Annotated in this window: 12 protein-coding genes and 1 pseudogene; 5 read left to right on the top strand and 8 right to left on the bottom strand. The window is 71.5% G+C overall.

The window, feature by feature from the left end; genetic code table 11:
- Positions 1–124 precede the first annotated feature (124 nt).
- On the top strand, positions 125–574 hold the full coding sequence (locus ACWFR1_RS19355) for a hypothetical protein (RefSeq protein ID WP_453552667.1): 450 nt from the start codon (positions 125–127) through the stop codon (positions 572–574).
- Between the two features lie 85 nt (positions 575–659).
- Here ACWFR1_RS19355 and ACWFR1_RS19350 read toward each other — a convergent pair whose 3' ends face one another.
- The 7 genes from ACWFR1_RS19350 to ACWFR1_RS19320 all read right to left on the bottom strand — a co-directional run bounded on the left by ACWFR1_RS19350 (position 660) and on the right by ACWFR1_RS19320 (position 6721).
- Positions 660–1133: a hypothetical protein gene (locus tag ACWFR1_RS19350; RefSeq protein ID WP_453552665.1), complete on the bottom strand. Its 474-nt coding sequence runs from the start codon at positions 1131–1133 to the stop codon at positions 660–662.
- A gap of 70 nt (positions 1134–1203) precedes the next feature.
- Positions 1204–1887: a uracil-DNA glycosylase gene (ung, locus tag ACWFR1_RS19345; RefSeq protein WP_453552663.1), complete on the bottom strand. Its 684-nt coding sequence runs from the start codon at positions 1885–1887 to the stop codon at positions 1204–1206.
- Positions 1888–1989: 102 nt separating this feature from the next.
- Positions 1990–3567, bottom strand: coding sequence for an ABC transporter substrate-binding protein (locus ACWFR1_RS19340; RefSeq protein WP_453552661.1), 1578 nt, complete (start codon positions 3565–3567; stop codon positions 1990–1992).
- A gap of 148 nt (positions 3568–3715) precedes the next feature.
- Positions 3716–4483, bottom strand: coding sequence for an SDR family oxidoreductase (locus ACWFR1_RS19335; protein WP_453552659.1), 768 nt, complete (start codon positions 4481–4483; stop codon positions 3716–3718).
- 32 nt (positions 4484–4515) lie between these two features.
- Positions 4516–5277, bottom strand: a complete 762-nt coding sequence (gene fabG, locus ACWFR1_RS19330) for a 3-oxoacyl-ACP reductase FabG (RefSeq protein WP_453552657.1) — start codon at positions 5275–5277, stop codon at positions 4516–4518.
- Positions 5278–5495: 218 nt separating this feature from the next.
- Positions 5496–5879 (bottom strand): DUF3037 domain-containing protein, encoded by a 384-nt coding sequence (locus ACWFR1_RS19325; RefSeq protein ID WP_453552655.1) that lies wholly within the window; start codon positions 5877–5879, stop codon positions 5496–5498.
- Positions 5876–6721: a HipA family kinase gene (locus ACWFR1_RS19320; RefSeq protein WP_453552653.1), complete on the bottom strand. Its 846-nt coding sequence runs from the start codon at positions 6719–6721 to the stop codon at positions 5876–5878. The genes ACWFR1_RS19325 and ACWFR1_RS19320 overlap by 4 nt, the downstream gene beginning before the upstream one ends.
- Positions 6722–7037: 316 nt before the next feature.
- Here ACWFR1_RS19320 and ACWFR1_RS19315 point away from each other — a divergent pair, with 316 nt between their 5' ends.
- The 3 genes from ACWFR1_RS19315 to ACWFR1_RS19305 all read left to right on the top strand — a co-directional run bounded on the left by ACWFR1_RS19315 (position 7038) and on the right by ACWFR1_RS19305 (position 9359).
- On the top strand, positions 7038–7694 hold the full coding sequence (locus tag ACWFR1_RS19315) for a DUF1326 domain-containing protein (RefSeq protein ID WP_453552651.1): 657 nt from the start codon (positions 7038–7040) through the stop codon (positions 7692–7694).
- A gap of 57 nt (positions 7695–7751) precedes the next feature.
- Positions 7752–8588, top strand: a complete 837-nt coding sequence (locus ACWFR1_RS19310; RefSeq protein WP_453552649.1) for a DUF2182 domain-containing protein — start codon at positions 7752–7754, stop codon at positions 8586–8588.
- A 69-nt stretch (positions 8589–8657) separates the two neighbouring features.
- The gene (locus ACWFR1_RS19305; RefSeq protein WP_453552647.1) at positions 8658–9359 is read left to right on the top strand and encodes a 2-phosphosulfolactate phosphatase; all 702 of its coding nucleotides are present in this window, start codon (positions 8658–8660) and stop codon (positions 9357–9359) included.
- Between the two features lie 10 nt (positions 9360–9369).
- On the opposite strand, the pseudogene ACWFR1_RS19300 reads toward ACWFR1_RS19305, so the two are convergent.
- Positions 9370–9699: pseudogene (locus ACWFR1_RS19300) on the bottom strand (pyridoxamine 5'-phosphate oxidase family protein); the annotation flags it as partial.
- Between the two features lie 128 nt (positions 9700–9827).
- On the opposite strand from ACWFR1_RS19300, the gene ACWFR1_RS19295 reads away from it, so the two are divergent.
- Positions 9828–12092 carry an alpha-N-acetylglucosaminidase gene (locus tag ACWFR1_RS19295; protein ID WP_453552645.1) on the top strand — a complete coding sequence of 755 codons (2265 nt, stop codon included), beginning with the start codon at positions 9828–9830 and terminating at the stop codon, positions 12090–12092.
- The last annotated feature ends 23 nt before the right edge of the window (positions 12093–12115 follow it).

The following is a 12115-nucleotide window of genomic DNA, read 5'->3' as shown; positions in this document are numbered from 1 at the left end:
GCTACTCCCGCCGCCCCACCCGCTGGGGGGGGGGTTCCCGGACACCCCAACCCCCCCCCCCCGCGGGGGGGGGGGGGGGGCCGCCCCGGGGGGGGGGGGGGGGGGGGGGCCCCCCCCCCCGACGGTGCCCGCCCCCGCCTCCGCGCCGACGGCGGAGTCCTCCGTCGTCCCCGCCCAGGAAGTGGCGCCGCAGATCGTCGAGGGCCCGGCCCGCGAGGCCCTCGAAGCGGCGCTCCCCGCTCCCCCGCCCTCCGCCGCTCCCCCGTCGTCCTCGTCCCCCGCGCCCCGCCCGACACCCCCACCCGCGTCCGTACCCGCTTCCGCGGCCGAGCAGGACCGGCGAACGGCCGCGCCGCCGCGCCCACGGGGGCCGCGCCCCACCGTGACGCCCGGGCAGCGCGAGGTGGCGCGCCCGGAGCCGCGGCCCGCCGTGCCGGAGCTGCCGGGACTCGCGAAGCTGCCGAAGGAAGCGCCGCGCTCCCGGGCGGACGTCTGCGACCTGGGCGAGCGGTACGGGGGCTGGGACCCGCGCAGTGATCAGGCCAGGATCTGCCACGGCACGGACGGCCGGTGAGCCGCCGCCGCGGAACCCGTCGGCACCGCGCGCCCGGGCACACGGCCGGCCGCGCACCGCGCCGTCCGCCGGGCCGCCCGACCCCTCACATGCTGCGGAGCCGCAGCTCCAGGCGCTCGATCGCGGCCCGTACCCCGTTCCCGTAGCCGTCGTCGTCGAGGGTGTCCGATGCCGCGCGGGCCCGGTCCAGATGGACCCGCGCGGCGTCCGGCCGCTGGAGCTTGACGTAGTCGGCGGCGAGGTTGAGATGGAGCGACGGGTACAAGGCGCGCAGGGCGACGGCCGAGCCGTGCTCGGCGAGCCGCTCCTCCGCGAGCCCCTCGGCCGCGCTCAGCGCCCGCAGGTCCCAGGCCAGCTCGGTGTCGGCGTCGTCCTGGGCGTCGGCCATGTAGTGGGCGAGGGTGCAGCGGTGCAGGGGGTCCCCGTCGGGGCCGATCTGCTGCCACAGCACCCCGAAGCGGTTCCGGGCCTCCTCGCGGTCGCCGCCGTGGAGCAGCATCATGGCCTGCCCGATCCTGGTCATGACCCCGTCGTCCGCCGCCTGCTGCTGCTCGGTCACGCCGACCTCCACCCGCTCACCCATTGGGAGAGCCGACGCTAGCCGCACCCGGCCCGGATCCGGCCGAGGCTCAGCCGAGGTCGGGGACGCGCCAGTCGATCGGCTCGTGTCCCTGGGCCGCGACGGCCTCGTCGATCTGCGTGAAGGGCCGCGAGCCGAAGAACTTCTTCGCCGACAGGGGCGAGGGGTGGGCGCCCTTCACGACGATGTGCCGCTCCTCGTCGATGAGCGGCAGCTTCTTCTGCGCGTAGTTGCCCCAGAGGACGAAGACGGCGGGGTCGGGCCGCGAGGCGACGGCGGTGATCACGGCGTCCGTGAACTTCTCCCAGCCCTTGCCCTTGTGCGAGTTCGCCTCGCCGGAGCGGACCGTCAGGACCGCGTTGAGCAGGAGGACGCCCTGCTCGGCCCACGGCATCAGATAGCCGTTGTCCGGGATCGGGTGGCCCAGCTCCGCCTGCATCTCCTTGTAGATGTTCCGCAGAGAGGGCGGGGTCTTCACGCCGGGGCGGACGGAGAAGCAGAGGCCGTGCCCCTGCCCCTCGCCGTGGTACGGGTCCTGACCGAGGATCAGGACCTTGACCTGGTCGTACGGAGTGGCGTCGAGGGCGGCGAAGACCTCGTCCTTCGGGGGGAAGACCGGCCCCTTGGCACGCTCCTCCTCGACGAACTCGGTGAGCTGCGTGAAGTACGGCTTCCGCAGCTCATCGCCGAGGACACCCCGCCAGGACTCGGGCAGCATGCTGGTGTCGGTCATGGTCAACAACCTCCGGTGGACGTTCCTGTTCTCCGTCCGAGAACCTACCGGGGGCCACTGACAGTGACCCCCCGCGGGCCGCCCACCGGGGCAGGGTGCGGACTACCAGCTGGCGCGGCGGTGCAGCTCCCACAGCTGCATGACCGTCTGCGGGTCGAGCGCGCGCTCGGCGCCGCCGATGTCCTCACCGGCCGCGATGTACAGCTTGCCCTGCCACAGGGGAAGCAGCCGGACGTCCTGGACCATGATCTCCTGGGCCTCGACGAACTCGTCCGTGACCGTCCCGCGGTCGCTCTCGCGGCGGGACTTCGGGAGCAGCTCGTCGGTGATCCGCTTGCTCACGTAGGGCGTGCCGAGGACGTTCTCCTTGCCCAGGAAGGGGGCGACGAAGTTGTCCGGGTCCGGGAAGTCGGGGAACCAGCCGCGCCCGAAGGTCGGGTACTCGCCCGCCTGGTAGCCCGCCTGGAACTCCTTCCAGGGCTTTCCGTGCAGCTCGACCTCGAAGAGCTTGGACTCCTCCAGCTGCCGCTTCAGCTCGGTGAACTCGGCGGCCGTCGAGGAGCCGTACCGGTCGGTCGTGTACCAGAAGTCCAGTTTGACCGGCTTGTCGATACCGGCATCCCTGAGGATCTTCTTGGCCTTGGGGACGCTCGGCGTGCCGTAGCGGTCGTAGAACTTGGTGGTGTGGGCGGCGATGCCCTTGGGAACCATCGAGTACAGGGGCTCGGCGGTGCCCTGGTAGACCTTGCTGACCAGTTCGTCGCGGTCGACGAGCTGGGCGATGGCCTTGCGGACGGCCGGGTCGGCGACCGAGGGGTCCTGGGTGTTGAAGACCAGGTAGCGGATGTCGGCGCCGGTGGACTCGACGAGCTGGAGGCGCTTGTTCTCCGGCTTGTCGTCCTGGAACGCGACGACCTCCTCGGCGGTGAGGCCGCGGTAGGTGGCGTCGATCTCGTCCTTCCGGAGCGCGGTGACCATCGCCTCGGAGTCGTCGTAGTAGCGGATCGTCGCGCCGCCGTTCTTGCGGGCGGCGAATCCCTTGTAGGTGGGGTTCTTCGTCAGCTCCGCCGTCTTCCGCTCCTCGTAGGAGTCGAGGACGTACGGTCCGGAGCCGACGAGCTTGCCGTCCGTGCGGAGCTTGTCCGCGGGGTACTCCGCCGGGTCCACGAGCGACATCGCGGGGGTCGCGAGGATGAACGGGAACGTGGCGTCCGGCTTGTTCAGCCGGAAGACGACGGTGCGGTCGCCGACGGTCTCGATCTTGCCGAGCGAGCCGAGCATCCCGTTCGGGCCGCCCTTGTGGTTGATCGTACGGATGCGCTCGATCGAATGCCGTACCGCCTCGGCGTCCAGCTTGTGCCCGTTGGAGAACTTCAGGCCCTCCAGGAGCTTGCATTCGAAGACCCGGCTCGACGTGTCCGTGAACTTGCAGTCGGCGGCGTCGGACTGCGGCGCCGTACTGCCTGTCGGGAAACTCACCAGGGTCTGGAAGACATTCCGGAAGAGCTCCCAGGAATTGTCCCAGGCCGCGGCCGGATCAAGCGTGGTGGGAGAACTCATCGTACCGATGACGATTCTCTGATCCCCGGCGGAGTCGCTGTCCGAAAAGACACCGCATCCGGACACAAGGGATATGGACGCAAGGGCTGCAGCCGCCTGCAGACTGGTCCGGTTGAACACGTGCACGCTCCTCGTTCAGCCACGGGTCGGCCGACGATACCGCAGCACCCCGCCAGGTCAATCTTCGAGTCTGACGGGGCACTTGAGGCATTCGACGTATAACCGGGGCCAATCCGGACAGGAAATCCAGAAAGTGTCCGGATATCGGTCAGCCGACTCCGGCGTTCAGGAAAATCCCGCCGTCGACGACGAGGGTCTGGCCGGTGATCCACTCCGACTGTGCCGAGGTCAGGAAGGCGGCGGCGCCGCCGATGTCCTCGGGGAGGCCGAGCCGGCCCAGCGGATAGGCCGCGGCCGCCTCCGCCTCACGGCCCTCGTAGAGCGCCTGCGCGAACTTCGTCTTCACCACGGCGGGGGCGATGGCGTTGACCCGCACGAGGGGCGCGAATTCGTGCGCCAGCTGGAGGGTCAGATTCACCATCGCGGCTTTGCTCATCCCGTACGCGCCGATGAAGGGCGAGGCAGAGATACCGGCGACCGAGGCGATGTTCACGATCGCACCGCCGTTGCTCTTCTGCCAGGCGTGCCAGCTCCGCTGGGCGAAGCCGAGTGCGGAGATCACATTGGTCTCGAAGACCTTACGGGCGACCCCCAGGTCCAGATCGGCGATGGCGCCGAAGACCGGATTCGTGCCGGCGTTGTTCACCAGGAAGTCCAGCCGGCCGAAGCCGTCCATCGCCGCTTCGACGGCGGCGGCCTGGTGGGCCAGGTCGTGGGCCTTGCCGGGGACGCCGATCACCCGGTCGGCGCCGAGGCGCTCGGCGGCCTCCTTGAGGGCCTCCTCGCCGCGCCCGGTGATGACGACCCGGTCGCCGCGGGCGACGAGCGCCTCGGCGATGCCGTAGCCGATGCCCCGGCTCGCGCCGGTGACGAGGGCCACCTTGCCGGAGAGCTCCGGCTGTTCGTTCGCGGTCATGTCCGCCTTCTCCTCTCGCTGCTGTCGGTGCGTCAGTTGAGCGGGCCGCCGGCCACGTACATGACCTGGCCGGAGACGAAGCCGGCGTCGTCGCCCGCGAAGAAGGCGATCGCGTTCGCGACGTCCTCGGGGCGGCCGACCCGCTGGACCGGGATCATGGAGGCGGCGGCGGCCTGGAACTCCTCGAAGCCCATGCCGACGCGCTCGGCGGTCTGCGCGGTCATCTCGGTGACGATGAAGCCGGGGGCGACTGCGTTGGCGGTGACGCCGAACTTGCCGAGCTCCTTGGCGAGCGTCTTGGTGAGGCCCTGGAGACCGGCCTTGACGGCCGAGTAGTTGGCCTGGCCGCGGTTGCCGAGCGCCGAGGAGGAGGAGAGCGAGACGATCCGGCCGAAGCCCGCGTCCACCATGTGCTTCTGACAGGCCTTCGCCATCAGGAAGGCGCCCTTGAGGTGCACGTTCATGACGAGGTCCCAGTCGGACTCGGACATCTTGAAGAGCAGGTTGTCGCGGAGCACGCCGGCGTTGTTGACGAGGATGGTCGGCGCGCCGAGCTCGGCGGCGATCCGCGCGACGGCGGCCTCCACCTGGGCGCTGTCGGAGACGTCGCAGCCGACGGCGAGGGCCGTGCCGCCCGCGGCCGTGATCTTCTCGACGGTGTCCTTGCAGGCCGCCTCGTCGAGGTCGAGTACGGCCACGGCGCGGCCCTCGGCCGCGAGGCGGATCGCGGTGGCGGCGCCGATGCCTCGTGCGGCACCCGTGACGACGGCTACGCGCTGCTCGGTGGTGGACATACTGGTTCTCCTCGCCCTTGGATCGTCCCTGATCGCGGACGGCCCGACCGCCCCGCTCACGCGTCCCGCACATGAGCGACCGCTTAGTATCGTCCGCAGAACGAGACGCTAGAAGCGATGGCACCCGGTGTCAACGGCCCACCGGGTGCCCCAGGTCACTCCTCGTGGCGGAACGGCGACCGACACCTCCACCGATCCCCACCGTCCCCGGCCAGGCCTCAGCGCACCAGCAGATCGAGGAGCCGCTCGACCTCGGCCTCGGGGTCGGCGGTGAGCCCCGTGTGCACGGGGCCCGGCTGCACGACGGTGGAGCGCGGCGCGATCAGCCAGCGGAAGCGCCGCCCCGCGTCGTCGCGCGCGGCCTGCCCGGCGTCGTCGCCGCCCAGGCAGACCCCCTCGACCGCGCGGAGCGCGGCCCTGACACCCATGACGTCCGCCGTCGGGTCCAGGACCGCGAGCTTGGACTCGTCCAGATGGGTGCGAGCGGCCACGTAGGACCGGGCACGGCAGTAGACGACCACGCCCGCGTTGAAGCACTCACCTCGCTCGACCCGCGGCACCACGCGCAGCAGCGCGTACTCGAAGACATCGCGGTCGGTCACGTGGTGCTGTCCTTCTCGGTGGAGAGCGGCCGGGGCGCGAGGCGCTCGGCCAGCCAGCCGGGCGGCTGCTGGGGCCGGTTCTCGGTGCGGGGGCCGAGCGTGATCCGCTCGTGGATGGTGGCGGCGCGGGGCAGGAGCGCGTCGACGTAGGCGGCGCGCACCTCGTCGGTAGCGGAGAAGCCGGGCTCGTCGACGAGCCACTCGTCGGGCACGTCGGCGGCGACCTCCTCCAGCAGCTCGCGGGTGACGAGCGGCGCGAGCTCGGCGGCCGCGGCGGCGACGTCCGGCCCGAAGGGCGCGAGCGCGTGGTCGGAGGCGTCGTACGGCTTGGCGGCGGAGGCCCGCGCGCCCGGCCAGTTGTGGTGCCAGATCATGGTGGCGCCGTGGTCGATGAGCCACAGGTCGCCGTGCCAGACCAGCATGTTCGGATTCCGCCAGGACCGGTCGACGTTGTTGATCACCGCGTCGAACCAGACGACCTTGCCGGCCTCCTTCGGATCCACCTCGTAGGCCAGCGGATCGAAGCCCAGGGAACCGGGCAGGAAGTCCATGCCCAGGTTGAGCCCACCGCTCGCCTTGAGCAGCTCCTGGACCTCCTGGTCGGGCTCGGAGAGCCCGATGACCGGGTCGAGCTGAATGGTGACGAGCTCCGGCACCCGCAGCCCGAGCCGACGGGCGAGCTGCCCGCAGACGACCTCGGCGACGAGCGTCTTGCGCCCCTGCCCCGCGCCCGTGAACTTCATGACGTACGTACCGAGATCGTCGGCCTCGACGATCCCGGGGAGCGAGCCGCCCTCACGCAAGGGCGTGACATAGCGGGTCGCTACGACCTCTTGCAACACTTTCCCAGGCCACCCATCTCTTCGGCTTCGGCCGGCGCGCCAGTCTCCCCCTACCCCCAGCAGACCGTCGATGGTGCCGCGCCCCTTGCTGCCGGCTGGCTTCCGGCATGAAGAGAGCATAGTAACCGAGGGTGATCGCCGGTGAGGAGCGCCGCGGAGGAGCGCCGCACATGAGCACCGACGTGGGCGTTTCCCTTCCCGGAAGGTGAGGCGCAAACTGAAATGGAGGCTGCTTCCTGCCCCGGGGAACGGGCCCGGGATCCCTGGTCGCGCCACTCCGAGTGAGCTCCCTCGGGCTCGGTAGGAGGGAAGCGAGATGACAGAACAGGCCACCTCCGGTACACGCTGGCATCTGGCCGGCGACTGGTTCGACGTATGCAAGTGCGCCATCCCGTGTCCCTGTACGTTCGCGCAGCCTCCGACGTACGGCGACTGCGAAGGCGTGCTGGTCTGGCACATACGGGAGGGCAATTTCGGCGAGGTGCGGCTCGACGATCTCAACGTCCTGATGCTCGGCTCCTTCGAAGGCGATGTCTGGGCCGGCACGCACACCGACCCGTACGCCGCGGTCTTTCTCGACGAGCGCGCCGACGAGCGCCAGCGGGATGCCCTCGGGGCTGTCTTCGGCGGTCAGGCAGGCGGATGGCCGGCGCAGTTCGGAGAGATGTTCCACCCCGAGATGCGCGGCATGGATACAGCCCCTATCCATGTGGAGATCGACGAGGACCTGGGCACCTGGCGAGCCGAGATTCCGGGCCGGGTCACGGCGGCCGCCGAGGCTCTCACCGGCCCGACCACCCCGGACGGCGCGCGGGTCCAGGTCCACAACGCCCCAGGTGCCGAAGTCGGTCCGGGCCAGGTCGCCACATGGGGCCGGGCCACCATCGACCGCGCCGACGCCTTCGGCTTCTCCTGGGAGCGCTCCGGAAAGTCGAGCAAGCACTTCCCCTTCGACTGGAGCGGCCCCGACTGAGCGAGGACCCGGTGCAAGCAGCGTGTCCGCTGGAGGTCTCCCGTAGGAGGGCACACGATGCGCCATCACCGGACCTCAGCCGTCGCGTCCGTCCGCTCGCCCGCGCCGACCGGTGCGGGCGGAGGGCTGCTGCCGGCACGGGAACTCGCGACCGCCTGGTTGCTGGTGGTCCTGATCGCCGTGCCCGCTTGGATACTGACGCTCGGACAGGCCAGGGACATGAGGGTCGAACCCGGCACGATGGGGATGGCGCTGCCGCTGTTCCTGCTGCTGTGGGTCACGATGATGGCGGCCATGATGCTGCCGTCCATGGCGCCGGTGGCCATCACCTGGGCGCGAGGGATCGGCAGACAGTCCTCCGGCTGGACGCGGACCCTACGCACCGTCGAGTTCATGGGCGGATATCTGGTGGTCTGGGCCGCCTTCGGGCTACTCGCCTACGCCGCCCTGGCCCTCACCGGCGGCCTCGTCGACGACCATCCGACCGCTGGACGCTGGATCGGCTCGGCGGCCTTCCTGCTCGCGGGCCTGTACCAGCTCGGACCGCTCAAGTACGTGTGCCTGCGGCACTGCCGCGACCCCCTGAGCCACCTGATGCGCTACGCCGGCTTCCGGCCACCGGCCCGCGACCTGCGAGTAGGCCTCCACCACGGCACCTACTGCGTCGGCTGCTGCGCCGGGCTGATGGTCGTCTTCGTGCCGCTCGGCGTGATGAACGTGGCGGCGATGGCCGGACTGGCCCTGGTGGTCTTCGTCGAGAAGCTGTCGGCCCGGGGCGCGCTGCTCGGCCGGATCGTCGGCGTCACCTTCCTCGTCCTGGCGGTGCTCGCACCGTTCCAGGACTGGCTGCTACCGGGGCTGCAGAGCTCGACGCCACCGATGGGTGACATGTGATCCTGTGCCGCGGTCCCTGCCACCCGATGATTTCCGTGCGGCCGGGCGGCCGTGAGCGATCATGACCCGATGGACGCTCGTTTCCTTGGGATACCTCAGCTGACCGAAGTTCCGTCCGTGGCGGTCGTGGTCGACGTCATGCGCGCTTACACCGTGGCCGCCTGGGCCTTCGACCGAGGAGCGGAGAAGATCGTTCTCGCCGGGTCGCTGGACGAGGCCCTGGCGCTCAAGGCGCGCCACCCGGACTGGGCGGCGCTCAAGGACGGTCCGCACGCGCCCGGCTTCGACATGGTCAACTCCCCTGGCCTGCTGCGGTCGGTCGACCTCGCCGGGCGGACGGTCGTGCAGAAGACCACGGCGGGGACGGTCGGCGCCCTCGCCGTCAAGGACGCGTCGCTGGTGCTGTGCGCCGGCTTCGTGGTGGCGGAGGCCACGGCGCGGCTCCTGCGGGAGCGCGCGAGCGACAGTGTCACGTTCGTCGTCACCGGCGAGGACGGGCAGGCCGACGAGGATCTGGCGTGTGCGCAGTACATCGCCCGGAGGGCCACGGAACCCGTCACGGATGCGGCCGAGTACCTCCGACGCGGCGCCGCCTCGCGCGCCGCCGCCGAGTTGGGCGAGGGGGTGCGCCAGGGAGTCCATCCCGACGACGTCGCGCTCTGTCTTGAGCTCGACCGGTTCCCCTTCGCCATGGCGGCGACCCTGGAGGACTCGCTCATGGTCCTCCGTCCGTGCACCACGCTGTCGCCGGCCGGTACGGCCTCGGTCTGACCGCCGGCGCCAGGAGACCGGCGACGCGCGGGTCGTCACGGAAGACGGGCTCGCCCCTGCCGTGCACGCGGACGATGCTGGGCGGCCCCTGGAAGGCGCACCACATCACCGTGATCCGGCCGTTCTCCCGCAGGTGCGCGATGGTCTCGGCCGTGCTGCCGGCGAAGTCGAGGTAGGCGATCCGCTGCTCGTCGAGCACCGCGAAGGAGCCCTTGAGGCCCTTGGGGGAGAGATTGACCGTGCCGTCGCCGTCCAGCGGGGCGGTCGCGGTGAAGAATATCGGCTGTTCCTCGATGAACGTGCACAGACGGCCGTCGATGCGTTCGTAGGACTTTCCCATGGCCGAGAATTATGAAGGGAGGCCTTCGCCCGTCTCACCGACTTACCCGTTCCCGGCTGCGCCTCCGTCCTCGCGGGCGCGAGGCACCCGACACTGTGCGCAAGCGCAGCCCTCGATCAGGGAGCCGGATGGCCAGTCGTCTCATCCTTCGATGCCGTCACGCCCTCCTCGTCACGGCGTTCGCCGCCGTCACCACGCTCTCACCCGCCGCCACGGCGCCCGCCCTCGCTCCGCCCCCGGCCCTCTTCGACCCGGCGCCCGCCCGGGCGAGTCTGGAGCGGCTGCTGCCTTCCGTGGCCGGGCAGTTCGACCTGGTCGCCGTCGCGGAGTCCGCCTCCGGCGACTACTTCTCCGTCTCCGGGACCGCCGGGTCGATCCGCGTGCGCGGCACCTCGCCGGCCACGCTGCTCACCGGAGTGGGGTGGTACCTGGAGCAGGTGGCCGGGGTCGACATCGGCTGGCCGGGCGACAGCGTCGGGCGACTGCCCTCCACGCTCCCCGCCGTCGCCGGCACCGTCACCCGGAGCGCGGCCGTCCCCCACCGTTACGCGCTCAACGACACCGACGAGGGGTACTCCGGCGCCTACCGCGGCTTCGCCTCGTACCGGCACGACATCGACCTGATGGCGCTGCACGGCGTGAACGAGGTCTTCGTGCCGACCGGGGCCGAGTACCCGTACTACCGCGCGCTCCAGCGGTTCGGCTACGACGCGGCGGAGTTGCGCGACTGGATCCCGGGACCGGCCCATCAGGGCTGGTGGCTCCTGCAGAACATGTCGGGCTTCGCCGGCCCCGTCTCCGAGCAGTTGATCGAGGCCCGCGCGACGCTGGGGAGCAGGATCGCGGGGCACCTGCGCTCCCTCGGGATGACGCCGGTGCTGCCGGGCTTCTTCGGCACGGTGCCGCCGGGCTTCGCCGCCCGGAACCCGGGCGCGGTCACGGTTCCGCAGGGCAGGTGGGTGGGATTCGCCCGGCCCGACTGGCTCGACCCGACGGGACCGGTCTTCGCGCGGCTGGCCGCGACGTACTACCGCGTCCAGCGGCGGCGGTTCGGGGACAGCGACATGTTCAAGATGGACCTGCTCCACGAGGGCGGCACGCCGGGCCCCGTCGACGTGGCCGCGGCGGCCGGAGCCGTCCAGCGGGCCCTGGAGGCCGCGCACCCCGCCGCCACCTGGGTCATGCTCGGCTGGCAGCGGAACCCTTCGGCGGCTCTGCTGAGCGGCGTGGACCGCCGCCGGGTCCTCGTCGTCGACGGTCTCTCCGACCGGTACGACGGCCTCGACCGCGAGGCGCAGTGGGGCGGTACGCCCTACGCGTTCGGCTCGATCGGCAACTTCGGCGGCCACACCAGCCTGGGCGCCAACAGCGCCGTCTGGGTCGGCCGTTTCCACGCGTGGCTGGCCAAGCCCGGGTCCGCGCTGCGCGGCATCGCCTACCTCCCCGAGGGCACCGGCGGGAACCCCGCCGGGTTCGACCTCTTCACCGAACTCGCCTGGCAGCCGGGCCCGATCGACCACCGGACCTGGTTCGCGGAGTACGCCGCACGGCGCTACGGCGGGGCCGACTCCCACGCCGCCGCCGCGTGGGAGCAGCTGCGCCGCGGCCCGTACAGCACACGATCCGGTACGTGGAGCGAGCCGCAGGACAGTCTCTTCGCCGCCCGGCCGAGCCTGACGGCGGCCAGGGCGGCTCGCTGGAGCCCCACCGCCATGCGCTACGACGCCGCCACCGTGGAGCGCGCGCTCGCGGAGCTGCTCCAGGTGGCTCCCGAGCCGCGGACGACCGACGCCTACCGCTTCGATCTCGTCGACGTGGCGCGCCAGGCGCTCACCAACCGCGCCCGCGTCCTTCTCCCGCGCATCCGGACGGCGTACGAGGCCGGGGATCTGGCCGGCTACCGGAAGCTGGTGGCCGAGTGGAACGCCCATCTGGAGCTGCTGGGGCGGCTGGTCGCCTCCGACCGGCGGTTCCTGCTCGGCCCGTGGCTCGCCGACGCCCGCGCCTGGGGGGCGAACCCCGCCGAGCGCGACCGGCTGGAGTACGACGCCCGCTCGATCCTCACCACCTGGGGCGACCGGCATCCGAGCGAGGCGGGCGGGCTGCACGACTACGCCAACCGTGAATGGGCCGGTCTCGTCCAGGACGTCTACGCGCCGCGCTGGGCCGCGTACTTCGCGCGTCTCGACCGCGCGCTGGTGAGCGGTCGTGGCGACGGGAGCGGTGTCGCCGACGGTCATGACGACGGCAGCGGCAGCGGTACGGAGCCGGTGGCCGTCGACTGGTTCGCGAGCGACGACGCCTGGGCGCACGGGCTTCAGCGGTACGCGACGACCCCGGCCGGCGACCCCGTCGCCCTGGCGGGCGAGGTGCTGGCGGCCCTGACGAGGTGATCCGGAACGGCGTCTCTACCCTG

Source organism: Streptomyces sp. NPDC055103, assembly GCF_053607625.1.
Note: the sequence above shows the minus strand (reverse complement) of the source record. Positions and strands in the feature narration are given on the sequence as shown.